Origin of the sequence: Streptomyces mexicanus, assembly GCF_902506575.1 — a bacterium.
Lineage (GTDB): Bacteria > Actinomycetota > Actinomycetes > Streptomycetales > Streptomycetaceae > Streptomyces > Streptomyces mexicanus.
Genome location: NZ_LR732544.1, coordinates 5,113,203 through 5,139,806 on the forward strand (window position 1 = coordinate 5,113,203; position 26,604 = coordinate 5,139,806).

Genomic DNA, 26,604 nt, shown 5'->3' on the forward strand with positions numbered 1-26,604 from the left:
CCGGCCGCTCGCGGCGGCCGCCCGTCCCTTCGCCCACATGGTGAGACTCCCGTCCCACCCACTTGACACCGGGTGTGCGCCGGGGAGAGGGTCAATGCCATGCGCACCCGAATTCTCGTACTTGGACAGCGCGTCGGCTGAGCTGGGACCCACCGGAGAAGGCTCCGGAATCCCCAGCGACCCACCCGGCGCGCTCCCCTCGCTTGCCTTGCGGCACGAGGGGTTTTTTGTTGCACAGGCACCTGCCGCACCGCAGCCGAACACCGTGCGAACCTGGCGAAAGCCCCACCGCACACCCCCCGCAAAAACCTCAGCATCGAGAAGAGAATGCCGATGACCGAGCAGGCCACCGGGGCCCATCATCCGCAGCCGCGGCCCCGTACCTCAGGACAGCAGCCCGCGCCCGTCGAGCAGGTCACGGGTGCGCAGTCCCTCATTCGCTCTCTCGAGGAGGTCGGCGCCGACACCGTATTCGGCATTCCCGGCGGTGCGATCCTCCCCGCCTACGACCCGCTGATGGACTCCGGCCGGGTGCGCCACGTCCTGGTCCGCCACGAGCAGGGTGCCGGCCACGCGGCCACCGGCTACGCGCAGGCCACCGGCAAGGTCGGCGTGTGCATGGCCACCTCCGGCCCCGGCGCCACCAACCTGGTCACGCCGATCGCCGACGCGCACATGGACTCCGTGCCGCTGGTCGCGATCACCGGCCAGGTGGCGTCCTCCTCGATCGGCACGGACGCCTTCCAGGAGGCGGACATCGTCGGCATCACCATGCCGATCACCAAGCACAACTTCCTGGTCACCAAGGCCGAGGACATCCCGCGGGTGATCGCCGAGGCGTTCCACATCGCCGCCACCGGCCGCCCCGGCCCGGTCCTGGTCGACATCGCCAAGGACGCCCTGCAGGCCAAGACCACCTTCTCCTGGCCGCCGGTGATGGACCTGCCCGGCTACCGGCCCGTCACCAAGCCGCACGCCAAGCAGATCCGCGAGGCCGCCAAGCTCATCACCGCCGCCAGGCGGCCGGTCCTCTACGTCGGCGGCGGCGTGCTCAAGGCCAAGGCCACCGCCGAGCTGAAGATGCTCGCCGAACTGACCGGAGCGCCCGTCACCACCACCCTGATGGCGCTCGGCGCGTTCCCCGACAGCCACCCGCTGCACGTGGGAATGCCGGGCATGCACGGTGCGGTCACCGCCGTCACCGCGCTGCAGAAGGCCGACCTGATCGTCGCCCTCGGCGCCCGGTTCGACGACCGCGTCACCGGCAAGCTGGACAGCTTCGCGCCGTACGCCAAGATCGTCCACGCCGACATCGACCCGGCCGAGATCGGCAAGAACCGCGAGGCCGACGTGCCGATCGTCGGTGACGCCCGCGAGGTGCTGGCCGACCTGATCCAGGCCGTGCAGAAGGAGCACGCCGAGGGCCGCACGGGCGACTACAGCGCCTGGTGGAAGGACCTGAACCGCTGGCGCGAGACCTACCCGCTCGGCTACGACCAGCCCGAGGACGGCTCCCTGTCCCCGCAGGCGGTCATCGAGCGCATCGGGCAGCTCGCCCCCGAGGGCACGATCTTCGCCGCGGGCGTCGGCCAGCACCAGATGTGGGCCGCGCACTTCATCCAGTACGACAAGCCCGCCACCTGGCTGAACTCCGGCGGCGCGGGAACCATGGGCTACGCCGTCCCGGCCGCCATGGGCGCCAAGGCCGGACAGCCCGAGCGGACCGTCTGGGCGATCGACGGCGACGGCTGCTTCCAGATGACCAATCAGGAGCTGACCACCTGCGCCCTGAACAACATCCCGATCAAGGTCGCCGTCATCAACAACGGCGCCCTGGGGATGGTCCGCCAGTGGCAGACGCTGTTCTACAACCAGCGCTACTCCAACACCGTCCTGCACTCCGGCCCGGACGACGTCAACCCCGACGCCCGCGGCACCCGTGTCCCCGACTTCGTGAAGCTGTCGGAGGCGATGGGCTGCCACGCGATCCGCTGCGAGCGGCCCGAGGACCTGGACAAGGTCATCGAGGAGGCGAACTCCATCAACGACCGGCCCGTCGTCGTGGACTTCATCGTCCACGAGGACGCCATGGTCTGGCCGATGGTCGCCGCCGGCACCTCCAACGACGAGATCATGGCCGCCCGTGACGTGCGCCCCGACTTCGGCGACTCCGAGGACGACTGAGAGCACCGGGACACCCGAGGATTCAGGAAGGTACGACCGACATGTCCACCAAGCACACGCTCTCGGTCCTGGTCGAGAACACCCCCGGCATCCTGGCGCGGATCGCCGCCCTGTTCTCCCGCCGCGGCTTCAACATCGACTCCCTCGCGGTCGGCGTGACCGAGCACCCCGACATCTCCCGCATCACCATCGTGGTCAGCGTCGAGGACCTGCCGCTGGAGCAGGTGACCAAGCAGCTCAACAAGCTCGTCAACGTGCTCAAGATCGTCGAGCTGGAGCCCAGCCAGGCCGTCCAGCGCGAACTCGTCCTGGTGAAGGTGCGCGCCGACAACGAGACGCGCTCCCAGATCGTCGAGATCGTCCAGCTCTTCCGCGCCAAGACCGTCGACGTCTCCCCGGAGGCCGTGACCGTGGAGGCCACCGGATCCAGCGACAAGCTGTCGGCCATGCTCCGCATGCTGGAGCCGTTCGGCATCAAGGAGCTGGTCCAGTCCGGCACCATCGCCATCGGCCGCGGCGCCCGCTCCATCACGGACCGGTCGCTGCGCGCCCTCGACCGCTCGGCGTGACGGCGCGACCCGTGCGACGTGCCCCGTCGTCCTGACGACAGGGCACCGCCGGCCGGGACACACCGGCCGCCCGCATACCGAGACCCCCGAACTTCCCGTCTCCCCACCGGCATACGGTGGGACGCACAACCTGCACACCAAGGAGAGAACCCAAAGTGGCCGAGCTGTTCTACGACGCTGACGCCGACCTGTCCATCATCCAGGGCCGCAAGGTCGCGGTCATCGGCTACGGCAGCCAGGGCCACGCCCACGCGCTGTCGCTGCGCGACTCGGGCGTCGACGTCCGGATCGGTCTGCACGAGGGATCGAAGTCCAAGGCGAAGGCCGAGGAGCAGGGCCTGCGCGTGGTCAGCCCGGCTCAGGCCGCCGCCGAGGCCGACGTCGTCATGATCCTGGTCCCGGACCCGATCCAGGCCCAGGTCTACGAGGAGTCCATCAAGGACAACCTCAAGGACGGCGACGCGCTGTTCTTCGGGCACGGCCTGAACATCCGCTACGGCTTCATCAAGCCCCCGGCCGGCGTGGACGTCTGCATGGTCGCCCCGAAGGGCCCGGGCCACCTGGTGCGCCGTCAGTACGAGGAGGGCCGCGGCGTCCCCTGCATCGTGGCCGTCGAGCAGGACGCCTCCGGCAACGCTTTCCCGCTGGCGCTGTCGTACGCCAAGGGCATCGGCGGCACCCGCGCCGGCGTCATCAAGACCACCTTCACCGAGGAGACCGAGACCGACCTGTTCGGTGAGCAGGCCGTCCTGTGCGGCGGTACCGCCGCTCTGGTGAAGGCCGGCTTCGAGACCCTGGTCGAGGCGGGCTACCAGCCGGAGATCGCCTACTTCGAGTGCCTGCACGAGCTGAAGCTGATCGTGGACCTCATGTACGAGGGCGGCCTGGAGAAGATGCGCTGGTCGGTCTCCGAGACCGCCGAGTGGGGCGACTACGTCACCGGCCCGCGGATCGTCACCGACGCCACCAAGGCCGAGATGAAGAAGGTCCTCGCCGAGATCCAGGACGGCACCTTCGCCAAGAACTGGATGGACGAGTACCACGGCGGTCTGAAGAAGTACAACGAGTACAAGAAGCAGGACGCCGAGCACCTGCTGGAGACCACCGGCAAGGAGCTGCGCAAGCTCATGAGCTGGGTGAACGAGGAGGCGTAAGCCTCGCCCCCGAAAGGGGCCGGAGCATGTGCTCCGGCCCCTTTTGCCGGACCCGGGGTAACGTCGGGAGTCGAAGGCGGATCCACGGCGTTGTCCACCCCGTCCAGCCACGGACGGGTGATCCTTCCGCTGCGGCGCAATACGACGCACCCGGCGCCACTACACTGCTGAACAACCAACGCGTCAGGCCCACAGCGTCGTGCGTCTTCCACGCGGCCAAGCGACACCGAAGAGGCGCAGGCCCGCACCTCCGAGGCGCCGCTCCCCCTCCTCCGCCTGCGGCCGTCGGGACGGCCGTCCGCATCGCACTTGTGAGGACTCACGTGAGCTCGAAACCTGTCGTACTCATCGCTGAAGAGCTGTCGCCCGCGACCGTCGACGCGCTCGGCCCGGACTTCGAGATCCGGCACTGCAACGGCGCCGACCGCGCGGAACTGCTCCCCGCCATCGCCGACGTCGACGCGATCCTGATCCGCTCGGCCACCAAGGTCGACGCCGAGGCGATCGCCGCGGCCGGCAAGCTGAAGGTCGTCGCCCGCGCCGGCGTCGGCCTGGACAACGTGGACGTCGCCGCCGCCACCAAGGCCGGCGTGATGGTCGTCAACGCCCCCACCTCCAACATCGTGACCGCCGCCGAGCTGGCCTGCGGTCTGATCATCGCCACCGCCCGCAACATCCCGCAGGCCAACGCCGCGCTGAAGAACGGCGAGTGGAAGCGCAGCAAGTACACGGGTGTCGAGCTGGCCGAGAAGACCCTCGGCGTCGTCGGCCTCGGCCGCATCGGTGCCCTGGTCGCCCAGCGCATGTCCGCCTTCGGCATGAAGGTCGTCGCCTACGACCCGTACGTGCAGCCCGCGCGAGCCGCGCAGATGGGCGTGAAGGTGCTCTCCCTGGACGAGCTGCTGGAGGTCTCCGACTTCATCACCGTCCACCTGCCGAAGACCCCCGAGACGCTCGGCCTGATCGGCGAGGAGGCGCTGCGCAAGGTCAAGCCGACCGTGCGCATCGTCAACGCCGCCCGCGGCGGCATCGTCGACGAGCAGGCGCTGTACTCGGCGCTCAAGGAGGGCCGGGTCGCCGGCGCGGGCCTGGACGTGTACGCCAAGGAGCCGTGCACGGACTCCCCGCTGTTCGAGTTCGACCAGGTGGTGTGCACCCCGCACCTGGGCGCCTCCACCGACGAGGCGCAGGAGAAGGCGGGCATCGCCGTCGCCAAGTCCGTCCGCCTCGCGCTGGCCGGTGAGCTGGTCCCGGACGCGGTGAACGTCCAGGGCGGCGTCATCGCCGAGGACGTCAAGCCGGGCCTGCCGCTCGCCGAGCGCCTCGGCCGCATCTTCACCGCGCTCGCCGGTGAGGTCGCCGTCCGCCTCGACGTCGAGGTCTACGGCGAGATCACCCAGTACGACGTGAAGGTGCTGGAGCTGTCCGCGCTCAAGGGCGTCTTCGAGGACGTGGTCGACGAGACGGTCTCCTACGTCAACGCCCCGCTGTTCGCCCAGGAGCGCGGTGTCGAGGTCCGCCTGACCACCAGCTCCGAGTCGAGCGACCACCGCAACGTCGTCACCGTGCGCGGCACCCTCGCCAGCGGCGAGGAGGTCTCCGTCTCCGGCACGCTGGCCGGCCCCAAGCACCTGCAGAAGATCGTCGCGGTCGGCGACTACGACGTGGACCTGGCGCTCGCCGACCACATGGTCGTCCTGCGCTACGAGGACCGTCCCGGTGTCGTCGGCACCGTCGGCCGCATCATCGGCGAGGCGGGCATCAACATCGCCGGCATGCAGGTGGCCCGCTCCACGGTGGGCGGTGAGGCGCTGGCCGTGCTGACCGTGGACGACACGGTGCCCGCCGGGGTGCTGGCCGAGGTCGCCGCGGAGATCGGCGCGACGTCGGCCCGCTCGGTCAACCTCGTCTGAGGCAGCCCGGCCGGACGCAAGGCGCCGGGGGAGCAGGACATCCTGCTCCCCCGGCGCCTTGTGCGTGCGGTGCGTGCGGTCAGGCCACCGGCTGCGCCGCGTCGGCCTTCGCCTCCTCGGCCCGCGCCGCCGGCTCGCTGTCCTGGACCCGGATCCGGCGCAGCGCCGTGCCCGCCACCGCCGCCGCGACGACCAGCACCGCCGCCCCGGCGAGGGCCGCGCCCTGCATGCCGTGGGTGAACGCCTCGCGGGCCGCCGCCGCCAGGTCCCGGCCCGCCTGCCCCGGAAGCTGCCCGGCGACCGCGAGCGCGCCGCCGAGGGTCTCGTGCGCGGGGGCCGGGGCGCCGGAGGGGATCTCGTGGCGGTAGACCGCCGTGCCGATGGACCCGAGGACCGCCATGCCCAGCGCGCCGCCGAACTCCGAGCCGGTCTCCAGCAGCGAGGAGGCCGCGCCCGCCTGCTCGACCGGGGCCGCGCCGAGGGCCAGGTCGGTCAGCTGGGACATCACTATCACGACACCCGAGGCCAGGACGCCGCAGGCGACCAGGACCAGCCACAGCGCGTCCGTGCCGGCACCGGCCAGCAGCGCGTAGCCGGCCGCGGCGATCGCGAAGCCCGCCGTGACGACGTACGCCCGGTGGACGCCCCTGTGCACCAGCGCGGTCGCCGCCGGGGCCGCCGCGCCGATCGGCACCGAGGGCAGCAGCGCCCACAGGGCCGCCTCCATCGCGCTCTTGCCGAGCACGGACTGCAGGTACTGGGTGGTGAAGTACGCCGAGCCCATCATGGCGAACGCGGAGACGAGGTTGAGGGCCACCGCGGGGGCGAAGCCCCGCCCGCGGAACAGCGCCGGCGAGATCATGGGGGAGGCCACCGTGCGCTGGCTGTGGACGAAGAGGGCCGCGAACAGCAGGCCGACGGTGATCGAGACCACGTACAGCGGGTGCACGCCCTCGGCGGGGATCTCCTTCAGGCCCCAGACGACGGGGAGCACCGCCGCCATCGACAGCACCACGCCGAGCGGGTCGAACCGTCCGGGGGAGGGGTTCTTCGACTCGGGCAGCAGGAACGGGCCGAGCACCAGCAGCAGCGCCATGGCCGGCAGGTTGACCAGGAAGACCGAGCCCCACCAGAAGTACTGCACCAGGACCCCGCTGAGCACGGAGCCGAGCGCGACGCCGCCGGTCATCACGCCGGACCAGATGCCGATGGCCTTCGCCCGCTGGCCGGGGTCGGTGAACATCGTGCGCACCAGCGCCATCGTGGACGGCATCAGGGTGGCGCCGCCGACGCCGAGGACCGCGCGGGCGGCGATCAGGGTGCCGGCGCCGGTGGCGTAGGCGGCCGCCAGCGAGGCCGCGCCGAAGGCGGCGGCCCCGCACAGCAGCAGCCTGCGCCGGCCGACGCGGTCGCCGAGCGAGCCCATCGTCATCAGCAGGCCGGCCAGGACGAACGCGTAGATGTCGAAGATCCACAGCTGTTGGGTGGCGCTCGGCCGAAGGTCCGCGCTGATGGCGGGGACGGCGAAGTACAGGACGGAGACGTCCATCGAGACCAGCAGCAGCGGCAGCATCAGCACGCCGAGGGCGGTCCATTCACGGTGGCCGGCGCGGGCGGCCGGGCTCGGGGTGGTGCTCGTCGGGTTCGTCATGCCCAGGACTGTACGGGTGTCTTATACGGCTGTCTAGAACGCACGTATAAGTCATGCGTCTAGGACAGTTGTATGGACCGGCGGTAGGGTGAGGCCATGGGACACCGTGAGGACCTGCTCGAAGGCGCCAAGCGCTGCCTGCTGCAGAAGGGCTTCGCGCGCACCACCGCGCGCGACATCGTCAAGGAGTCGGGGACCAACCTCGCCTCGATCGGCTACCACTACGGCTCCAAGGACGCGCTGCTGGCGCAGGCGTACGTCGCGCTGGTCGAGGACATGTCCGGGGCGTTCGCCGGGGACGCGGGCCCGGGCGCGGGCACCGCCCCGGGCTCCGTGGAGCGCTTCCAGGAGGTGTGGTCGAACGTCATCGCCACGATGCGGGACCCCGGCTCGTTCTGGCGGCTCAGCGCGGAGATCGTGGTCATGGGCGACCAGCTGCCCGAGGTGCGCGACCATCTCGCGCGGGCCCAGCGGGAGGGCTCGCGCGGCTTCGTCGCGCTGCTGATGGGCGGGCGCGAGGAGGACATCCCGGAGGACGTCGTCGACACCCTCGGCGCCTTCTACACCGTCTTGATGACGGGCCTGATCTCCCTGTGGACCTTCGACCCGAAAACCGCCCCCGGCGCCGAGCAGCTCACCGAGGGCCTGCGCCAGGTGATCGCCGGGGCCACCCAGGGCTCCGCGCGGGACTCGTAGTCTCCAGGACCTGTCGTCGGACTCCCGCCCGCGCCACGACGACGGGACCTACAGCCGCGCCGCCTTCAGCGCCATGTGCAGCAGCAGCCGGTCCTCGCCGTCGTCCAGGTCCAGGCCCGTGAGCTGCTCCACCCGCGACAGCCGGTAGTAGAGGGTCTGGCGGTGGATGCCCAGCTCGGCGGCCGTGCGGCCGGCCTGGCCCGCGCAGTCGAGGTAGACCTCGGCGGTGCGGGCCAGTTCCCGGTGGGCGGGGGCGAGCAGCGGGCCCACCACGGGATCGTGCGCGGCCCGCGGGGGCAGCGCGGTCAGCAGCCGGTACGGCCCGATGCGCGCCCACTGGGCGACCGGCCCCAGCCGCGGTTCGGCCAGCGCCGCCCGGGCCGCGGCCGACGCCTGCGCCCAGGCCGTGCCCAGCTCGGCCAGGCCCGTCCGCCCGGCGGCGATCCCGGCCGCCGCCGCGCCGCCCGCCCGCTCCAGCAGCCGGGCCGCCGCCGAGGCCGCAGGGGTCGCCGTGTCGGTCGAGCGCAGCCGCACCAGCACCCCCAGGCACTGCTCCGCGGCGCCCCACGGCACCGTGCACAGGGCCGTCGCCCCCGGCAGGGTGCGCACCGAGGGCGCGTCGTCGGGGTCGGCCGACGGCCAGGGCGCCACGCACACCATCGTGTGCGGGCCCTCGCCGCGGGCGCCCAGTGCCGTCCGCAGCTCCGCCACCGCCATCTCGCGCGGCCAGCCCTCCTGGGCGGTCAGCGCCGCCCGCAGCTCCCGTGTGAGGTCGGCACCGTGCTGGGCCTCGTCGGCGAGCAGCGCGCCGATCCGCGCCGTCACCCCCATGGCCGCCGCCAGCTGCTGCTCGCTCGGTCCGGGGTCGTCGTACAGCAGCCAGACGTAGCCGAGGACGACACCCCGATGGCGTACCGGCAGGCAGATCCGGCCCCGGTAGACGCCGGCCTCCGGGGTGGGCGGGATGCGCACCGGGCCCGTGGCCCGGGCGATGCCGAAGCTCTCGAACCAGCGGCGCACGGCGGCGGTGGAGCGCCGGGTGAGGATCGAGCGGGTGCGCACCGGGTCCAGGGCCGACGGATCCAGGTCGCCCTCGCTGTCGTAGGCGCCGAAGGCGATCAGCTCGAAGTTCCGGTTCTCCAGGGTGGCCGGCGCGCCGAGCAGCTCCGAGATCTCGTCGACCAGCTCCTGGTAGTCACCCTTGTCATCCGCCCTCACCCGGGCATTCTCGCGCATTCCGGCCGCCTCTTCATACAACTGTCTGAGATCGTGGGCGCGGATGCGTGACAGCTGTCGATGGCCCACGATCAAAGCGGTCCTTAACTTTCACGGTGGTTCTCCGTGCCGACCCGAAAGCGTCGGGTATCGGCCCTTTGTTGACTGTTGTGGAGGTGCCCCGTGCTGGGTCCCGTGATTCTTGCCGCGTCGCGCAGCGACCGGATGCGACGCCTGATCTCGGCGGCCCCGGTGACCAAGCAGGTCGTGGACCGCTTCATCCCCGGCGAGACCGTGGACGACATCGTCCCCATCATCGAGGACCTGACCGGCAAGGGCCTGGAGCTGACCATGGACGTGGTCGGCGAGGACATCACCACCCCGGAGCAGGCCACCGCCGCCCGGGACGCGTACCTGGCGCTGATCGACCGGATCAAGGACCTGGACCTCGGCCCCAAGGTCGAGATGTCGGTGAAGCTGTCCATGTTCGGCCAGGCGCTGCCCGGCGGCCACGAGCTGGCCCTCGCCAACGTCCGCCCGGTCGTCGAGGCCGCCGCCGCCATCGGCACCACGGTCACCCTCGACGCGGAGGACCACACCACCCTCGACTCGATGTTCGCCATCCACGAGGAGCTGCGGAAGGACTTCCCGCAGACCGGCTGCGTCATCCAGGCGTACCTCTTCCGCACCGAGGCCGACGCGCGCCGCCTCGCCGCGAGCGGCTCTCGCGTACGGTTGGTGAAGGGCGCCTACAAGGAGCCCGCCGAGGTCGCGTACCAGAACAAGCACGAGATCGACAAGGCGTACGTGCGGATCCTGCGCACCCTGATGGAGGGCGACGGCTACCCGATGGTCGGGTCCCACGACCCGCGTCTGATCTCCATCGCGCAGGAACTGGCCCGCACCGCCGGCCGCAAGCTCGACGAGTACGAGTTCCAGATGCTGTACGGCATCCGCAGCGACGAGCACCTGCGGCTGGCCGCCGAGGGCCACCGCATGCGCGTCTACACCGCCTACGGCACCGACTGGTACGGCTACTTCATGCGCCGTCTCGCGGAGAAGCCGGCCAACCTGCGCTTCTTCGTCCGCTCGATGGTCACCAAGGGCTGAGCCCGCACCCCACGCACGCCCGACCCCCCGCTCACGTACAAGGAGTTACGGAACCCATGGACGCTGTGACCCAGGTCCCCACCCCCGTCAACGAGCCGGTGCACGGCTACGCCCCCGGCTCGCCCGAGCGCGCCCGCCTGGAGGCCAAGCTCAAGGAGCTGGCCGAGAACCCGATCGACCTGCCCTGCACCATCGGCGGTGTCAAGCGCATGGGTGGCGGGGAGGCCTTCGAGGTCGTCCAGCCGCACAACCACAAGGCCGTCCTCGGCACCTACCGCAACGCCACGAAGCAGGACGCCCAGGACGCCATCGACGCCGCCCTCGCCGCGGCCCCGGCCTGGCGCGCGATGTCCTTCGACGACCGCGCGGCGATCATCCTGCGCGCCGCCGAGCTGTTGTCGGGCCCGTGGCGCGAGACCATCGCCGCCTCCACCATGCTCGGCCAGTCCAAGACCGCCCAGCAGGCCGAGATCGACACCCCGTGCGAGCTGGTCGACTTCTGGCGCTTCAACGTCCACTACGCCCGCCAAATCCTCGCCGAGCAGCCCCCGGCGAACTCCCCGGGCGTGTGGAACCGCCTGGACCACCGCCCGCTGGAGGGCTTCGTCTACGCGATCACGCCGTTCAACTTCTCGGCGATCGCCGCCAACCTGCCCACCGCTCCGGCCCTGATGGGCAACGTGGTGATCTGGAAGCCGTCCCCGACCCAGACGCACGCCGCCGTGCTGCTCATGCGGCTGCTGGAGGAGGCGGGCCTGCCCAAGGGCGTCATCAACCTCCTCACCGGTGACGGCCTGGAGGTCTCCGAGGTGGCCCTGAACCACCGCGACCTGGCCGGCATCCACTTCACCGGCTCCACCAAGACCTTCCAGCACCTGTGGAAGACGGTCGGCAACAACATCGAGAAGTACCGCACCTATCCCCGCCTGGTCGGCGAGACCGGCGGCAAGGACTTCGTGGTGGCCCACCCCTCGGCCGACCGCGCGGTGCTCAAGACCGCCCTGACCCGCGGTGCCTTCGAGTACCAGGGCCAGAAGTGCTCGGCGACCTCCCGCGCCTACATCCCGGCCTCCATCTGGAACGACGGTTTCAAGGAGGAGTTCGCCGCCGAGGTCGACGGCCTGACCATGGGTGACGTCACCGACCTGTCCAACTTCCTCGGCGCGGTCATCGACGAGCGGTCCTTCGCCAAGAACAAGGCCGCCATCGACCGGGCCAAGCAGGACCCGACCTGCACGATCGTCGCCGGCGGCACCTACGACGACTCGGTCGGCTACTTCGTGCGCCCGACCGTCATCGAGTGCACCGACCCGGAGAACGAGGTCTTCCGCACCGAGTACTTCGGCCCGATCCTCGCCGTGTACGTCTACGAGGACGACAAGTACGACGAGATGCTGACCCAGATGGAGTCGGTGTCGGACTACGCGCTGACCGGCTCGGTCATCGCCAACGACCGCGCCGCGGCGGCCTACACGGCCGACAAGCTCCGCTACGCGGCCGGCAACTTCTACATCAACGACAAGTCGACCGGCGCCGTGGTCGGCCAGCAGCCCTTCGGCGGCGGCCGTGCCTCCGGCACCAACGACAAGGCGGGCGCCCCGCAGAACCTGATGCGCTGGACCCTGACCCGGGCCATCAAGGAGGCCCTGGTCCCGCCGACCGACTACACCTACCCGCACATGGGCTGACGCCCACCGCGGACCCACCGCGGACCCACGGCCGGACGGGCCGGGTGCCGACGCACCCGGCCCGTCCGGCATGTCCCGCTCCGTCCGGAGGAAACCGCAGGTCAGGTCCACAGGGGGCAGGGCGCCGTCTCAGATAGTAGGAAGTCCGAGTAATTGTGCAGACAGGCGCCCCGTCCTCCCTTAGTTTTGTAGGAGCCGAACGTCTCGCTCGACCCAGCGAATGGCGGTCGTGAGCCGGGCCCTTGTGCAGGTCACCCCTGCGGCCCCGTCGCTCCCCGCCGCATCCGGCGTCTCACCCCCCTTCCGCGCTCCGTGCTGTCTCGAAGGAGTCGATACCCATGGCCGAGACGACCGTCCGCCGCCGAGTCCGTCACGTCTCCCGTACGAGCGAGTCCGACCGCCGCAACGCCGCCGCCGCCCTCCAGCGCGCCCTCGACCGCCGTGACAACGGCGGCGCGACCGGACACTGAGCCGTCCCCGACCCGCACGGTGTGCGCGGTGTCCGCATCGCGGACACCGCGTGTCATCTCATGGGACAAGGAGTAGGGTGCCGGCATGTCTCGCAGCATCGATCTCGCAGTGATCCCCGGTGACGGCATCGGCCAGGAAGTGGTGGCCGAGGGCCTGAAGGTCCTGAGTGCCGTCCTCCCGCAGGATGTGAAGCTGGAGACCAAGGAGTACGACTTCGGCGCCCGGCGCTACCACGCCACCGGTGAGACCCTCACCGACGCCGACCTGGAGCAGCTGCGGCAGCACGACGCCATCCTGCTCGGCGCGATCGGCGACCCGTCCGTGCCCTCGGGCGTCCTGGAGCGCGGCTTCCTGCTCAAGCTCCGCTTCGCCTTCGACCACCACGTCAACCTGCGCCCGAGCAAGCTGCTGCCGGGCGTGGCGACCCCGCTGGCCGGCGACCCGAAGATCGACTTCATCGTCGTCCGCGAGGGCACCGAGGGCCCCTACACGGGCAACGGCGGCACCATCCGCAAGGGCACCGAGCACGAGGTCGCCACCGAGGTCTCGGTCAACACCGCCTTCGGTGTCGAGCGCGTGGTCCGCGACGCGTTCGCCCGCGCCCAGGCCCGCCCGCGCAAGAAGCTCACGCTGGTCCACAAGAACAACGTGCTGACCTTCGCGGGTCACCTGTGGACGAACATCTTCACCAAGGTGGCCGAGGAGTACCCCGAGGTCACCACCGAGTACATCCACGTCGACGCGGCCACCATCTACCTGGTCACCCAGCCCGAGCGCTTCGACGTCATCGTCACCGACAACCTCTTCGGCGACATCATCACCGACCTCGCCGCGGCCGTCTCCGGCGGCATCGGCGTCGCGGCCTCCGGGAACATCAACCCGAGCCGCGAGTTCCCGTCCATGTTCGAGCCGGTCCACGGCTCGGCCCCGGACATCGCCGGCCAGGGCAAGGCCGACCCCACCGCCACGGTGCTGTCCGTCGCCCTGCTGCTGCGCCACCTCGGCTACGACGCCGAGGCGACCCGGATCGAGGACGCCGTCTCCGCCGACCTCGCGGAGCGCGGCGCGCTGCCCGCGCGCAGCACCTCCGAGATCGGCGACGCGCTCGCCGTACGAGTAGCCGGCTGAGGCACCCGCCGAGCTACGCGTCACCACACGAAGCCGTCGGGTCGCACCGAGCACCCGGCGGCTTTCCGTCTGCCCGGCCGGGTGCGACCATCGAAAACCTGGACCGCACTCACCCCGTCTTCTTCCGTCGCCGTCCTCCGCGCGATAATCGGACACGGAGCCGCGACATGAGGGAATGCTCGGACGTCCTAGCACTGGCCACGGGCTGTAGGGGCGTGAGCGCGGCCCGTCACTACAACCCGGTGAAGGACACTCACTCATGACGACGCCCACGATCGAGCTCAAGCCCTCGGCCCCCCCGCTTTCCGACGCGGAGCGGGAGGCGATCCTGGCCCGCCCCGGGTTCGGCCGCCACTTCACCGACAACATGGTGACGATCCGGTGGACGGAGGGCCGCGGCTGGCACGACGCCCAGCTCGTCCCCTACGGCCCGATCTCCCTCGACCCCTCCTGCCACGTCCTGCACTACGGCCAGGAGATCTTCGAGGGGCTGAAGGCCTACCGCCAGCCCGACGGCTCGATCGCGGTCTTCCGCCCGGAGGCCAACGCCCGCCGCTCCCGCAACTCCGCCCGCCGTATGGCCATGGCCGAGCTGCCCGAGGAGCTGTTCATCGCGGCCCTGGACGCGCTGCTCGCGCAGGACGCCGCCTGGGTCCCGCCGCACGGCGGTGAGGAGGCCCTGTACCTGCGGCCGTTCATGTTCGCCTCGGAGACCGGGCTCGGCGTGCACCCCGCCAACGAGTACCTGTTCATGCTGATCGCCTCGCCCTCGGGCGCCTACTTCGCCGGCGGTGTCGAGCCGGTGACCATCTGGGTCTCGGAGGACCACGTCCGCGCCGTCCCCGGCGGCACCGGTGACGCCAAGACCGGCGGCAACTACGCCGCCTCCCTGCTGCCGCAGGCCGAGGCCGCCGCGCACGGCTGCGACCAGGTCGTCTACCTCGACGCGGTGACCCGCACCAAGGTCGAGGAGAGCGGCAGCATGAACGTCGCCTTCGTCTACGGCGACCGGATCGTCACCCCGGAGCTGAGCGGCTCGATCCTGGAGGGCATCACCCGCGACTCGCTGCTCCAGGTCGCCCGCGACCTCGGCTACACCGCCGAGGAGGGCGTGATCACCCTGGAGCAGTGGCGGGCGGACGCCGCCTCCGGCGCCCTCACCGAGGTCTTCGCCTGTGGCACCGCGGCCGTGGTCACCCCCATCGGCCACGTCAAGACCAAGTCGGACGCCTGGACCCACGGCGACGGCACCCCCGGCCCGGTCACCCTGCGCCTGCGCGAGGCCCTGCTGGGCATCCAGCGCGGGCTCACCGAGGACAAGCACGGCTGGATGCACAAGCTGGGCTGAGCCGGGTCGCACGCCGACCCTCGGGGCCGCCGCGGACGAGCAGTCCGCGGCGGCCCTTTCGTGTTGCCCCGCTCCGGCGGGCACCGCTTCTCCAGCGCCCCCTCCCGACGTTAGAGCAACACTCAATAAGTCGAAAGTGAGCCCTGTGGCGTCCATCCAGGTGGTCCACCACTCTTCCGCATCCCCGAAACCCACGTTTAGAGTGGTGTTCTAAATCGGGAATCGACAAGGAGGTGCCGCCGCGTGAGACTGACCCCCACCGAGCGTGACCGGCTGCTGCTCTTCGGGGCCGCCGAACTCGCTCGCGCCCGCCGGGCGCGCGGCTTGCGGCTCAACGTGCCGGAGGCCACCGCCCTGATCGCCGACACGGTGTGCGAGGCGGCCCGCGACGGCGCCCGGCTCGACGAGGCGATCGCGCGCGCCCGTGCGGTGCTCGGCCCCGACGACGTCCTGCCGGGTGTGGCGGACGTCGTCACCGAGGTCCACGTGGAGGCCGTCTTCGACGACGGCTCCCGGCTCGCCGTGGTCACCGACCCGATCGCGGGCGGCTCGCTCGGCCAGGACGCGCCCGGCGCGCTGCTGCCGGCCCCGATGCACACCGACCCCGAGCCCGCGGTGCGCCTGACGGTCACCAACACCGCGGCCGTACCGGTGTCGGTCACCTCCCACTTCCACTTCTTCGAGGCCAACCCGCGCCTGGACTTCGACCGGGCCGCCGCCTACGGCATGCGGCTCGCCGTACCCGCCGGGTCCTCGGTGCGGTTCGGGCCGGGCGAGCGCCACGAGGTGGGCCTGGTGCCCATCGGCGGCGAGCGGATCGCGATCGGCTTCGCCGGGCTGGTGGACGGCCCGCTGGACGCGCCCGGCGCCAAGGAGGAGGCGCTGCGCAGGGCCGCAGCCTGCGGCTACCTCGGCGTACCGGACGTACCGGTTGCAGCGGACACCGACCGGCAGGAGGTCGAGCGATGAGCCGCCCCGGAGGCCACCCCGTCGAGGCCCGGCACCTGACGGCACACGAGTACGCCGCCACCCACGGCCCGCGCGCCGGGGACCGCATCCGCCTCGGCGACTCGGGACTGACCGTGCGCGTCGAGTCCGACGCGCAGCAGTACGGCGAGGAGTTCCTCGCCGGGTTCGGCAAGACCGCCCGCGACGGCCTGCACCTGAAGGCCGCCGCCGTGCGCGAGACCTGCGACGTCGTCATCAGCAACGTCGTCGTCATCGACGCCGTGCAGGGCATCCGCAAGGTGTCCATCGGCATCCGCGAGGGCCGGATCTGCGCCATCGGGCGGGCCGGCAACCCCGACACCCTGGACGGCGTGGACGTCGTCGTCGGCACGGGCACCTCCATCGTGTCCGGCGAGGGGCTCATCGCCACCGCCGGTGCCGTGGACACCCATGTCCACCTGCTCTCCCCGCGCATCATGGAGGCCTCCCTCGCCTCCGGCGTCACCACGATCATCGGCCAGGAGTTCGGGCCGGTGTGGGGCGTCGGCGTCAACTCCCCGTGGGCGCTGCGCCACGCCTTCAACGCCTTCGACGCCTGGCCCGTCAACATCGGCTTCCTCGGCCGGGGTTCGTCCTCGCACGAGGCGCCGCTGATCGAGGCGCTGGCCGAGGGCGGGGCGAGCGGCTTCAAGGTGCACGAGGACATGGGCGCCCACACCCGCGCCCTGGACACCGCCCTGCGCGTGGCCGAGGAGCACGACGTCCAGGTCGCCCTGCACAGCGACGGCCTGAACGAGTGCCTGTCGGTGGAGGACACCCTGCGGGTGCTGGAGGGGCGTACGATCCACGCCTTCCACATCGAGGGCTGCGGCGGCGGGCACGTCCCCAACGTGCTGAAGATGGCGGGCGTGCCGAACGTCATCGGCTCCTCCACCAACCCCACCCTGCCCTTCGGCCGGGACGCGGTCGCCGAGCACTACGGCATGATCGTCTCCGTCCACGACCTGAAGACCGACCTGCCGGGCGACGCGGCCATGGCCCGCGACCGCATCCGGGCCGGGACGATGGGCGCCGAGGACGTGCTGCACGACCTGGGCGCGATCGGCATCACCTCCTCCGACGCCCAGGGCATGGGCCGGGCCGGGGAGACCGTGCGCCGCACCTTCGCCATGGCCGGGAAGATGAAGGCCGAGCTGGGTCCGGTGGAGGGCGACGGCGAGGGCGACGACAACGGCCGCGTGCTGCGCTACATCGCCAAGCTGACCATCAACCCGGCCATCGCGCACGGCCTCGCGCACGAGGTCGGCTCGATCGAGGTCGGCAAGCTCGCCGACCTGGTGCTGTGGCGCCCGGAGTACTTCGGCGCCAAGCCGCAGCTCGTGCTCAAGGCGGGCTTCCCGGCCTACGGCGTGACCGGCGACCCGAACGCGGCCACCGACACCTGCGAACCCCTCGTGCTCGGCCCGCAGTTCGGCGCGCACGGCGCAACGCCCGCCGACATCTCCGTGGCGTTCGTCGCCCGGGCCGCGCTGGACCAGGGTCACGACACGATGCCCACCCGCCGGCGCCGGGTCGCCGTGCGCGGCACCCGCGGCATCGGCCCCGCCGACCTGCGCCTGAACTCCCGTACCGGATCGGTCGACGTCGACCGGCGCACCGGCCTGGTCACCCTCGACGGCGACCCGATCCGCTCCGAGCCCGCCGACTCGGTCTCCCTCAACCGCCTCTACTTCCTGTAAGGAACCGCGAGATGACCACCCCCGCCGCCGACGGCTTCCGCATGCCCGCCGAGTGGACGCCGCACGAGCGCACCTGGATGGCGTGGCCGGGTCCCAACCCGACGTTCGACACCCCTGACGACGTGGCCGCCTCCCGTGTGGCCTGGGCGTCGGTCGCCCGCGCGATCCGCCGCTTCGAACCGGTCACGGTGGTGTGCGGCCCCGGTCAGTCCGCCGAGGCGCGCACCCTGCTCGGCGCGGGCATCGACACCGTCGAACGCGACCTCGACGACGCCTGGATGCGCGACATCGGCCCCACCTTCCTCACCGACGGCACGGGCCGGCTGGCCGCCGTGGACTGGACGTTCAACGGCTGGGGCGCCCAGGACTGGGCCCGCTGGGAGCACGACGCCGAGATCGGCGCGTACGTCGCCGATCTCGCGGGCGCCAAGACGTACGCCTCGAAGCTCGTCAACGAGGGCGGCGCCATCCACGTCGACGGCGAGGGCACGGTCCTGCTGACCGAGACGGTCCAGCTCGGCCCCGAACGCAACCCGCACTGGACGAAGGAGCAGGTCGAGGCGGAGATCCACGCCCACCTCGGCACCAGCAAGGCGATCTGGCTGCCGCGCGGCCTGACCGGCGACTACCCCCCGTACGGCTACGGCACCCTCGGCCACGTCGACATCGTCGCCGCCTTCGCCCGCCCCGGCGTCGTCGTCGCCCACCACCAGCCCGATCCGGCCCACCCCGACCACGAGGTGACGAAGGAGGTCATCGGCCTGCTGAAGGCGGCCACGGACGCCCGCGGCCGCCGCCTGGAGGTCGTGGAGGTGCCCGCCCCCACCGTCTTGGAGGCCGACGGCCACTGGGCCGACTACTCCTACATCAACCACTACCTGTGCAACGGCGGCGTCGTGCTGTGCGGCTTCGACGACCCGCGTGACGAGATCGCCGCCGGCATCTTCCGCCGCCTGTTCCCCGAGCGGACGGTCACCCTCGTCGACGCGCGTACGATCTTCGCGGGCGGCGGCGGTATCCACTGCATCACCCAGCAGCAGCCGAAGGTCTGACACGTCGAGGAGCAGCAGATGGCCGGTGCGGCGCGGGCGCGCAGGAACGCGCCGCCGCGTGAGGAGGTCCTCGCCGCCGCCATGGACATGATCGCCGAGCGCGGACTGGAGAAGCTCACCATGGCCGCGCTCGGCCGCGAGGTCGGCATGAGCAGCGGCCACCTGCTCTACTACTTCCACTCCAAGGACGAGTTGCTGCTGCGCACCCTGGAGTGGAGCGAGAACCGCCTCGGCGTCGCGCGCGGCCGCCTGCTGACGCGCACCGCGCCCGCCCGGGAACGCCTCGACGCCTACGTCGACCTCTACGTCCCCGACGGCCACCGCGACCCGCACTGGACGCTGTGGCTGGAGGTGTACAACCGCTCGCAGAACGCCGACGACGACGCCCGCGACCGGCAGGCCGCCATCGAGGGCGCCTGGCACCGCGACCTGGTGGCGCTGCTCGCGGAGGGCATCTCGCACGGCGAGTTCCGGCCCGTGGACCCCGACCGCTTCGCCACCCGGCTGCGCGCCCTCCTCGACGGCTTCTCCCTCCACGTGGCGATCGGCCTGCGCGGCACCGACCGGGAGCACGTCCTCGCCCACGTCCGCGAGTTCCTGGACGACACCCTGGGACGGGCGGGGCTCGCGGACGCCTGAGCGACCGCCCCGGTTGTACGCCGACGAGCGCATTGACGCGGGCCCCGGGTGCGCTTGCATGCTGGTGGGGTCCTCGGTGCGGGACCGGGGACGACAGGGTTTCGGGGGGAACCGTGTCCGTGTCCGTGTCCGTGACCGCGACCGCACGTGTCCGCGCCCGAACGGCCGCCCGGGACGCCGGAGCCCCCGGCACGCCGCCGCCCGGCGCCGGTGACCGCCGCCTCCTCGCGCACGCCTCGCCGCGCCCCGCGGACGTCCCGGCCGCGTGTGCCGAACTCCCGCGGGTCCGCATGCGCTGAACTCCCGCGCCCACCCTTCCTGTTCACCCGTTCACCTCGGGGAGACACCCATGCCCACCTCTGCCTTGTGCCGTACCGCGCTCACGGCCGTCCTGGCCGCCGCACTGGGCGCGACCACGTTCCTCGGGACTGCGCAGGCCCGGCCGCAGGCCCCGCAGCGCTCCCACCCCGCACCCGGCCCCCGCATCGAGCGGATCAGCACCGCCGCCGACGGCACACAGGCCGACGGCGCCTCGGGAGAGGCGGTGATCAGCGACGACGGCCGGCAGGGGGCGTTCTCCTCCAAGGCCCACAACCTCGGCTGCGGCAAGGGCGGGACCCGGTGCCTGTTCGTCAAGGACCTGCGTACCGGCGCGCTCACCACCGTCGGGTACCTCGACAACCTCGACCACTGGGCGCCCATGGTGATCAGCGGCGACGGCAGCCACGTCGGCTACTCCGAGGGCAGCCACTCACCCTGGGGATATGTCTACGACCGCACGAGCGGCACCACCGTGCGCATCGCCCCCGCCGACCCGCCGCCGGACGCCTCTCAGACGGAACTGCTCGCCTTCGACCGCCACGCGCGCCACCTGGCCTTCCGCGCGGGCAACCGCTACGGCCCGAACGAGGGGCTCTACCTGTACGTCCGCGACACCGCCACCGGCGCCGACCGCCTGGTCTCCGGCCCCGAGGACGGTTCGAAGACGGCCGCCCAGCTCAGCGGCGACGGCCGGCGCGTGGCCTTCGCCACCCGTGCCACCGCCGACCGGCCCGGCGGCGTCTACGTCGCCGACGTCCGCACCGGCGCCCGGGTCCGGGCCGACCGGGGGCTCGGCACCGCCGCGCTGGTCCGGCTCAGCGCGGACGGGCGCTCGGTCGTCCTCACCGCCCAGGGCGGCACGTACGTCCGCGACCTGCGCACCGGCCGGCTGCGCCGGGTCGCCGACACCCCGGCGGTCACCGCCGGCCCGCAGGCCCGCGAGGTGCTGCTGTCCACCGCGCAGGGGCTGAGCCTGCTCGACGTGCGCACCGGCCGCACCACGCCCGTCGCGCCCGCCGGATCCACCGCGCAGCCCGGCGCCGTCGGCGCCCGGGGCCGCGGCGTGGTGTTCACCTCCGCCGCCGACGGCCTCGTACCCGGCGACACCAACGCCGCCGCCGACGTGTTCGTCCGCCTGCCGAAGTGAAAACGCGCTGCTGGCGGGGCAGTTACGGCTCATGGGACGAGAGCACTGGAAGAGAATCTGGATCGGTTCGGCCGGCAACATGGTGGAGTGGTACGACTGGTTCGTCTACGCCAGTTTCGCCACCTACTTCGCCGGGGCGTTCTTCCCGCACGGGAATCCGACCGCCCAGATGATGAACACCGCGGGCATCTTCGCCGTCGGCTTCTTCATGCGGCCGGTGGGCGGCTGGCTGCTGGGTAGGGTCGGCGACCGCCGGGGCCGCAAGGCGGCGCTGACCCTGACCGTCACCCTGATGTCCGCCTCGGCGGTGCTCATCGCCGTCGCGCCGACGTACGCGGTCGCCGGGTACGGGGGAGCGCTGGTCCTGCTCGTCGCCCGGCTGCTGCAGGGGCTGTCGGTGGGCGGCGAGTACGCGGCCAGCGCCACCTACCTCACCGAGGCGTCCGACCCGCGCCGCCGCGGCTTCGCCTCCAGCTTCCAGTACGTGTCCATGACGGCTGGCCAGATCGTCGGCCTCGGCCTGCAGATCCTGCTGCAGCGCACCATGTCCGACGACGCGCTGCACAGCTACGGCTGGCGCATCCCGTTCGTGATCGGCGCGCTCGGCGCGGCCGTCGTCTTCTACCTGAGGCGCAGCATGCTGGAGACCGAGGTCTACGAGGCCGACGCGAGCGGCGGGCAGGAGCGCGGCACGCTGCGCGCGCTGTGGGCGCACAAGCGGGAGGCGCTGCTGGTGATGGCCCTGACCATGGGCGGCACGGTGGCGTACTACACGTACACGACGTATCTGACGAAGTACCTGTCCAACTCCGCGGGCCTGCCCAAGCGGACCGCGACCCTGGTGTCCTTCACCGCGCTGATCGTCTTCGCCTGCCTGCAGCCGCCGGCCGGGCGGCTGTCCGACCGGATCGGCCGCCGCCCGCTGCTGATCACCTTCGCGGTCGGCTCCACCCTGCTGACCGTGCCGATCATGACCCTGCTGAAGCACGCGGGCAGCTTCTGGCCGGCGCTCGGGCTGTCCCTGCTGGCGCTGGTGGTGGTCACCGGCTACACCTCCATCAACGCCTGCGTGAAGGCCGAGCTGTTCCCCACGGGCGTGCGCGCGCTCGGCGTCGCCCTGCCCTACGCCCTGGCCAACGCCCTGTTCGGCGGCACCGCCGAGTACGTCGCCCTGTGGTTCAAGAACGCCGGCGCCGAGTCCGGCTTCTTCTGGTACGTGGCGGCCTGCGCGGCCGTCTCCCTCATCGTGTACGTCACCATGCGGGAGACGCGCGATCTGGACCTGACCCGGGTGAAGGGCGCGGAGGAGTCCAGGCTCACGCCCGCATCCTGAGACGGCGGTGAGCGCGGGGGCCCAGGTGTGCCAGACTGCCCCCGTGCTCTCGTTCGCCATGATTATTGGCAGCAGGCGCGCCGGTCCGCAGTGACCGCCACGTACGACCCGGTACGGGCGGCCATCGTCGTCCTCGACCCGCGCGCAGACCTCTCGCACCCGCGAGAGGTTTTTCGTTTTCCTGGCCCACCTTCAGCCGGGAGCGAGGCGCGAGGGAGGATGGGGGGACGGTGGAACCGGTTATTCCGGTACGACCGAGATCCCACACCAGGAGTCTTCAGACATGTCCGAAACCAGCCGGCTGGACGATTCGTTCCACGTCTTCGACACCACCCTGCGCGACGGGGCCCAGCGCGAGGGCATCAACCTCACCGTCGCCGACAAGCTGGCCATCGCCCGGCACCTGGACGACTTCGGCGTGGGGTTCATCGAGGGCGGCTGGCCCGGCGCCAACCCCCGCGACACCGAGTTCTTCGCCCGCGCCCGCGAGGAGATCGACTTCCGCCACGCCCAGCTGGTCGCCTTCGGCGCCACCCGCCGCGCCGGCACCACCGCGGCCGAGGACCCCCAGGTCAAAGCCCTGCTGGAGTCCGGCGCCGACGTGATCACCCTGGTGGCCAAGTCGCACGACCGGCACGTGGAGCTGGCCCTGCGCACCACCTTGGAGGAGAACCTGGAGATGGTCCGCGACACCGTCTCCCACCTGCGCGCCAAGGGCCGCCGCGTCTTCGTCGACTGCGAGCACTTCTTCGACGGCTACCGCGCCAACCCCGAGTACGCCAAGGCCGTCGTCCGGGCCGCCGCCGAGGCCGGCGCCGACGTCGTCATCCTCTGCGACACCAACGGCGGCATGCTCCCCGCCCAGATCCACGCGGTCGTCTCCACCGTGCTCGCCGACACCGGCGCCCGCCTCGGCATCCACGCCCAGGACGACACCGGCTGCGCGGTCGCCAACACCCTCGCCGCCGTCGACGCCGGCGCCACCCACGTGCAGTGCACCGCCAACGGCTACGGCGAACGCGTCGGCAACGCCAACCTCTTCCCGGTCGTCGCCGCCCTGGAGCTGAAGTACGGCAAGAAGGTGCTCCCCGAGGGCCGGCTGCGCGAGATGACCCGCATCTCCCACGCCATCGCCGAGGTCGTCAACCTCACCCCCTCCACCCACCAGCCGTACGTGGGCGTCTCCGCCTTCGCGCACAAGGCCGGCCTGCACGCCTCCGCCATCAAGGTCGACCCGGACCTGTACCAGCACATCGCCCCCGAACTGGTCGGCAACACCATGCGCATGCTGGTCTCCGACATGGCCGGCCGCGCCTCCATCGAGCTGAAGGGCAAGGAACTCGGCATCGACCTCGGCGGCGACCGCGAGCTGGTCGGCCGCGTCGTCGAACGCGTCAAGGAGCGCGAACTCAAGGGCTACACCTACGAGGCGGCCGACGCCAGCTTCGAGCTGCTGCTGCGCGCCGAGGCCGAGGGGCGCCGGCTGAAGTACTTCGAGGTGGAGTCCTGGCGGGCCATCGTCGAGGACCGCCCCGACGGCACCCACGCCAACGAGGCCACCGTCAAGCTGTGGGCCAAGGGCGAGCGGATCGTCGCCACCGCGGAGGGCAACGGCCCGGTCAACGCCCTCGACCGCGCCCTGCGCGTGGCCCTGGAGCGGATCTACCCGCAGCTCGGCGCCCTGGAGCTGGTCGACTACAAGGTCCGCATCCTGGAGGGCAGGCACGGCACGTCCTCCACCACCCGGGTGCTGATCTCCACCTCCGACGGCAAGGGCGAGTGGGCCACGCTGGGCGTCGCCGACAACGTGATCGCCGCCTCCTGGCAGGCCCTGGAGGACGCCTACACCTACGGGCTGCTGCGGGCGGGCGTCGAACCGGTCCGGTAGTCACCGTGGAGGCATGAGCACCGGCACCCCTGACGCGCCGCTGTCCCGGGCCGGCGTGGCGACCCGGCTGCCCGCGCGGTACCTGGAGCGGGCCCGCCGCTTCTGTGCCGGGAAGCCGGGCCTGCACCCGGTGGACGAACGCCCCGGCCCCGCTCCCTGATCCGGCCCGGTCCGGACGAAAGGCCCGCCGGGCCGGGCGCCCGCGGCGACCGCGCCCGCCTGATTCCGCGACGGCGCGGGCAGCCTGCCGGGCATCGGCCGGCCGGTCGGGCAGCCCGGCCGGGCGCTCACGGGGCCCGCCGGATGCCGGCGCTCACGGGGCCCGCCGGATGCCGGCGCTCACGGGGCCCGCCAGATGTTGTCGAACGCGGCGTCCTCGATGCGCCGCCGCTGCCGCACCGCCTCCAGCTCCGTCACCGCGTCGCTGACGGCGGCCAGCACGGTCTCCAGGGCCTCGTCGTCGGGGGCGGCGGCCCAGGAGGCGGACGCGTCCTCGATGCCCAGGGCGGCGGCGAGCGCGGCGAGGACCGGCTCGTGGGCGGCCCACCGGTCGGCCGCCGCGCGCCGGGCCGGCGAGTCGAGCGGCCGCGGCCGTCCGCCCGGCATCCAGCGGTGCCGCGGACCGGCCAGCTGGCCCTGGTCCTGCAGCTGGGCGACGTAGGCCGCGGCCAGCCCGCGGCCGCGGCGCCACAGCCAGTCCTCGACGGTCTCGTACGGCGCCTGGCGCACCAGTGACGCGCTCGCCTGGTCCCGCAGCCGGTCACCGGTGGCCGGGGCCAGGCCGGGCACGATGCGGTCGCCGTCCAGCGAGACGGACTCCTCGGCGATCAGGTCGGCGAGTTCCGCACCGGCGAGGGCCAGCGAGAGGTCCCCCTGCTCCACGGGGCGGTTGCCGGGGACGTCCAGGGTGACGAGCAACAGGTCCCGCGGTGTGGTCATGCCGCACTCCCGAGCGTCGGCGGTCTGGCCGGACCGGCCGGCCCGGACCCACCGCCGACGATACGTCGCCGCACCCCCGCGCACACCCGCACGAGTGACCGCTTTGTCACCCTTTCGGGTAGCTTCGAACCATGAAGGCCGTCGTCCTGACCCGAGCCCCCCTCCAGCTGCTGGTCGCGCTCGCGGTGGCCGTCATCGCCGTGCTGTCGACCGGCGTCCCGCGCGCCGAGGCCGCGAGCAGCATCTCCACGGTCGCGCAGGCCCTGCGCAAGAGCCCCGTCTACGTCGACCCCGCCGCCTCCGCCCAGCTGTCGTCCGCGGACGCCGCCTCGCTGGCCCGGACGATCGAGAACGCGGACAAGCCGCTGTTCGTCGCCGTCCTGCCGGCGAACTTCCCGACGCAGAACCTGTTCACCGACCTGCGCACGGCCACCGGCGTCACCGGCGCCTACGCCGTCCGCCTGGGCGACCGCTTCGACGCCCGCGCCGACTCCTCGGTGCTCTCGCGCACCGCCGTGCACAACCTGGTCACCAGCGTGCAGGGCGAGGACACCGCCACCCAGCTCGGCGACTTCGCCGACCGGGCCCTGCCTACCATGCGCGGCTCGGCCCCCGCGAGCTGGGGCGCCTCCGGCCGCAGCGGCGGGGTGCCGTCCACGGCGCTGATCACCGTCGCGGTGCTGCTGGTGGTCTGCGGGGCGGGCGCCTACGCCATGGTGCGGCGCACCCGGCGGCGCCGGGAGACCGAGCAGCGGGCCGCCCTGGAGAAGCTGCGGGTGGTCGTGGACGAGGACATCACGGCCTTCGGCGAGGAACTGGACCGCCTGGACTTCCATCCGGCCGAGCCCGGCGCGGACGACGCCATGCGCGCGGACTACGAGCGGGCGCTGGACGCCTACGAGCAGGCCAAGCAGCGCATGGCCGAGGCCCGCAGACCCGAGGACGTGCGCACCGTCACCCAGGCCCTGGAGGACGGCCGCTTCAGCCTGGCCCAGCTCGCCGCCCGCCGCGAGGGCCGGCCGCTGCCCGAGCGGCGCCCGCCGTGCTTCTTCGACCCGCGCCACGGCCCGTCGGTGGCCGACGCCACCTGGACCCCGCCGGGCGGAGCCCCGCGCCGGGTCCCGGTCTGCGCCGCCGACCGGGTGCGCCTGGCCGAGGGCCGCGACCCGCACGTCCGCGAGGTGGAGACCGACTGGGGCCGCCGCCCCTACTGGGACGCCGGGCCCGCCTACGGCCCCTGGGCCGGCGGCTACTTCGGCGGCGGCATCCTGCCCGGCCTGCTGGTGGGCACCCTGCTCGGCAGCATGATGGCCACCCCGGCCTACGCGGCGGACTACGGCGCGGGCTACGGGGACTTCGGCGCCTACGACGGGTACGGCGGCTACGGCGACTTCGGCGGCGGCGACGTCTCGGGCGGCGACTTCGACCCCGGCGACTTCGGCGGCGGGTTCGGCGACGGCGGGGACTTCGG

Annotated in this window: 22 protein-coding genes; 19 read left to right on the forward strand and 3 right to left on the reverse strand. The window is 72.2% G+C overall.

Annotation, left to right across the window (positions count from 1 at the left end):
* The first annotated feature begins 333 nt into the window (after nt 1-333).
* The 4 genes from GV126_RS23005 to serA all read left to right on the forward strand — a co-directional run bounded on the left by GV126_RS23005 (nt 334) and on the right by serA (nt 5,820).
* The gene (locus GV126_RS23005; RefSeq protein WP_185947854.1) at nt 334-2,184 is read left to right on the forward strand and encodes an acetolactate synthase large subunit; all 1,851 of its coding nucleotides are present in this window, start codon (nt 334-336) and stop codon (nt 2,182-2,184) included.
* Between the two features lie 41 nt (nt 2,185-2,225).
* Nucleotides 2,226-2,753 (forward strand): acetolactate synthase small subunit, encoded by a 528-nt coding sequence (gene ilvN / locus GV126_RS23010; protein ID WP_028425157.1) that lies wholly within the window; start codon nt 2,226-2,228, stop codon nt 2,751-2,753.
* A gap of 155 nt (nt 2,754-2,908) precedes the next feature.
* Complete coding sequence (gene ilvC, locus GV126_RS23015) at nt 2,909-3,907, forward strand: ketol-acid reductoisomerase (RefSeq protein ID WP_159669965.1); 999 nt, start codon at nt 2,909-2,911, stop codon at nt 3,905-3,907.
* Between the two features lie 323 nt (nt 3,908-4,230).
* Entirely contained in the window at nt 4,231-5,820 is a 1,590-nt protein-coding gene (serA, locus tag GV126_RS23020; RefSeq protein WP_159669968.1) for a phosphoglycerate dehydrogenase, read from the forward strand.
* Nucleotides 5,821-5,899: 79 nt separating this feature from the next.
* Here serA and GV126_RS23025 read toward each other — a convergent pair whose 3' ends face one another.
* Nucleotides 5,900-7,471, reverse strand: coding sequence for an MFS transporter (locus GV126_RS23025; protein ID WP_159669971.1), 1,572 nt, complete (start codon nt 7,469-7,471; stop codon nt 5,900-5,902).
* Nucleotides 7,472-7,567: 96 nt separating this feature from the next.
* On the opposite strand from GV126_RS23025, the gene GV126_RS23030 reads away from it, so the two are divergent.
* Nucleotides 7,568-8,167: a TetR/AcrR family transcriptional regulator gene (locus tag GV126_RS23030; protein ID WP_159669975.1), complete on the forward strand. Its 600-nt coding sequence runs from the start codon at nt 7,568-7,570 to the stop codon at nt 8,165-8,167.
* A 48-nt stretch (nt 8,168-8,215) separates the two neighbouring features.
* On the opposite strand, the gene GV126_RS23035 is transcribed toward GV126_RS23030, so the two are convergent.
* Entirely contained in the window at nt 8,216-9,403 is a 1,188-nt protein-coding gene (locus GV126_RS23035) for a PucR family transcriptional regulator (protein ID WP_159669978.1), read from the reverse strand.
* Nucleotides 9,404-9,565: 162 nt separating this feature from the next.
* Here GV126_RS23035 and GV126_RS23040 point away from each other — a divergent pair, with 162 nt between their 5' ends.
* The 13 genes from GV126_RS23040 to GV126_RS23105 all read left to right on the forward strand — a co-directional run bounded on the left by GV126_RS23040 (nt 9,566) and on the right by GV126_RS23105 (nt 24,354).
* A complete protein-coding gene (locus GV126_RS23040; protein WP_159669981.1) occupies nt 9,566-10,492 on the forward strand; it encodes a proline dehydrogenase family protein in 927 nt (308 codons plus the stop codon).
* A 56-nt stretch (nt 10,493-10,548) separates the two neighbouring features.
* Complete coding sequence (pruA, locus tag GV126_RS23045) at nt 10,549-12,180, forward strand: L-glutamate gamma-semialdehyde dehydrogenase (RefSeq protein ID WP_159669983.1); 1,632 nt, start codon at nt 10,549-10,551, stop codon at nt 12,178-12,180.
* A 338-nt stretch (nt 12,181-12,518) separates the two neighbouring features.
* Nucleotides 12,519-12,650 (forward strand): hypothetical protein, encoded by a 132-nt coding sequence (locus GV126_RS37215; protein WP_159669986.1) that lies wholly within the window; start codon nt 12,519-12,521, stop codon nt 12,648-12,650.
* Between the two features lie 85 nt (nt 12,651-12,735).
* Nucleotides 12,736-13,779: a 3-isopropylmalate dehydrogenase gene (locus GV126_RS23055; protein ID WP_159669989.1), complete on the forward strand. Its 1,044-nt coding sequence runs from the start codon at nt 12,736-12,738 to the stop codon at nt 13,777-13,779.
* Nucleotides 13,780-14,038: 259 nt separating this feature from the next.
* A complete protein-coding gene (locus tag GV126_RS23060; protein ID WP_159669992.1) occupies nt 14,039-15,127 on the forward strand; it encodes a branched-chain amino acid aminotransferase in 1,089 nt (362 codons plus the stop codon).
* Between the two features lie 243 nt (nt 15,128-15,370).
* On the forward strand, nt 15,371-16,096 hold the full coding sequence (gene ureA, locus GV126_RS23065) for an urease subunit gamma (RefSeq protein WP_159669995.1): 726 nt from the start codon (nt 15,371-15,373) through the stop codon (nt 16,094-16,096).
* Nucleotides 16,093-17,814, forward strand: coding sequence for an urease subunit alpha (locus GV126_RS23070; protein WP_159669998.1), 1,722 nt, complete (start codon nt 16,093-16,095; stop codon nt 17,812-17,814). Before ureA ends, GV126_RS23070 begins: the two co-directional genes overlap by 4 nt.
* 11 nt (nt 17,815-17,825) lie before the next feature.
* Nucleotides 17,826-18,866: an agmatine deiminase family protein gene (locus tag GV126_RS23075; protein ID WP_159670001.1), complete on the forward strand. Its 1,041-nt coding sequence runs from the start codon at nt 17,826-17,828 to the stop codon at nt 18,864-18,866.
* Between the two features lie 18 nt (nt 18,867-18,884).
* On the forward strand, nt 18,885-19,505 hold the full coding sequence (locus tag GV126_RS23080) for a TetR/AcrR family transcriptional regulator (RefSeq protein WP_159670004.1): 621 nt from the start codon (nt 18,885-18,887) through the stop codon (nt 19,503-19,505).
* A gap of 349 nt (nt 19,506-19,854) precedes the next feature.
* Nucleotides 19,855-20,973 carry a TolB-like translocation protein gene (locus tag GV126_RS23085; RefSeq protein WP_159670006.1) on the forward strand — a complete coding sequence of 373 codons (1,119 nt, stop codon included), beginning with the start codon at nt 19,855-19,857 and terminating at the stop codon, nt 20,971-20,973.
* 31 nt (nt 20,974-21,004) lie between these two features.
* Entirely contained in the window at nt 21,005-22,306 is a 1,302-nt protein-coding gene (locus tag GV126_RS23090) for an MFS transporter (RefSeq protein ID WP_159670008.1), read from the forward strand.
* A gap of 283 nt (nt 22,307-22,589) precedes the next feature.
* Entirely contained in the window at nt 22,590-24,194 is a 1,605-nt protein-coding gene (cimA, locus tag GV126_RS23100) for a citramalate synthase (RefSeq protein WP_159670012.1), read from the forward strand.
* 13 nt (nt 24,195-24,207) lie between these two features.
* Nucleotides 24,208-24,354, forward strand: a complete 147-nt coding sequence (locus GV126_RS23105; RefSeq protein WP_419796055.1) for a hypothetical protein — start codon at nt 24,208-24,210, stop codon at nt 24,352-24,354.
* Between the two features lie 179 nt (nt 24,355-24,533).
* Here GV126_RS23105 and GV126_RS23110 read toward each other — a convergent pair whose 3' ends face one another.
* On the reverse strand, nt 24,534-25,133 hold the full coding sequence (locus GV126_RS23110; RefSeq protein ID WP_159670014.1) for a GPP34 family phosphoprotein: 600 nt from the start codon (nt 25,131-25,133) through the stop codon (nt 24,534-24,536).
* A 131-nt stretch (nt 25,134-25,264) separates the two neighbouring features.
* Between GV126_RS23110 and GV126_RS23115 the strand changes: the two genes are divergently transcribed.
* A partial coding sequence (locus GV126_RS23115) for a hypothetical protein (RefSeq protein WP_159670016.1) occupies nt 25,265-26,604 on the forward strand: 1,340 nt, incomplete at its 3' end.

Coding starts and splice junctions, on each gene's coding strand:
- GV126_RS23005 (WP_185947854.1), top strand. CDS start 334: ATGACCGAGCAGGCCACCGGGGCCCATCATCCGCAGCCGCGGCCCCGT.
- ilvN (WP_028425157.1), top strand. CDS start 2,226: ATGTCCACCAAGCACACGCTCTCGGTCCTGGTCGAGAACACCCCCGGC.
- GV126_RS23025 (WP_159669971.1), bottom strand. CDS start 7,471: ATGACGAACCCGACGAGCACCACCCCGAGCCCGGCCGCCCGCGCCGGC.
- GV126_RS23030 (WP_159669975.1), top strand. CDS start 7,568: ATGGGACACCGTGAGGACCTGCTCGAAGGCGCCAAGCGCTGCCTGCTG.
- GV126_RS23035 (WP_159669978.1), bottom strand. CDS start 9,403: ATGCGCGAGAATGCCCGGGTGAGGGCGGATGACAAGGGTGACTACCAG.
- pruA (WP_159669983.1), top strand. CDS start 10,549: ATGGACGCTGTGACCCAGGTCCCCACCCCCGTCAACGAGCCGGTGCAC.
- GV126_RS37215 (WP_159669986.1), top strand. CDS start 12,519: ATGGCCGAGACGACCGTCCGCCGCCGAGTCCGTCACGTCTCCCGTACG.
- GV126_RS23055 (WP_159669989.1), top strand. CDS start 12,736: ATGTCTCGCAGCATCGATCTCGCAGTGATCCCCGGTGACGGCATCGGC.
- GV126_RS23060 (WP_159669992.1), top strand. CDS start 14,039: ATGACGACGCCCACGATCGAGCTCAAGCCCTCGGCCCCCCCGCTTTCC.
- GV126_RS23070 (WP_159669998.1), top strand. CDS start 16,093: ATGAGCCGCCCCGGAGGCCACCCCGTCGAGGCCCGGCACCTGACGGCA.
- GV126_RS23075 (WP_159670001.1), top strand. CDS start 17,826: ATGACCACCCCCGCCGCCGACGGCTTCCGCATGCCCGCCGAGTGGACG.
- GV126_RS23080 (WP_159670004.1), top strand. CDS start 18,885: ATGGCCGGTGCGGCGCGGGCGCGCAGGAACGCGCCGCCGCGTGAGGAG.
- GV126_RS23085 (WP_159670006.1), top strand. CDS start 19,855: ATGCCCACCTCTGCCTTGTGCCGTACCGCGCTCACGGCCGTCCTGGCC.
- GV126_RS23090 (WP_159670008.1), top strand. CDS start 21,005: ATGGGACGAGAGCACTGGAAGAGAATCTGGATCGGTTCGGCCGGCAAC.
- cimA (WP_159670012.1), top strand. CDS start 22,590: ATGTCCGAAACCAGCCGGCTGGACGATTCGTTCCACGTCTTCGACACC.
- GV126_RS23105 (WP_419796055.1), top strand. CDS start 24,208: ATGAGCACCGGCACCCCTGACGCGCCGCTGTCCCGGGCCGGCGTGGCG.
- GV126_RS23110 (WP_159670014.1), bottom strand. CDS start 25,133: ATGACCACACCGCGGGACCTGTTGCTCGTCACCCTGGACGTCCCCGGC.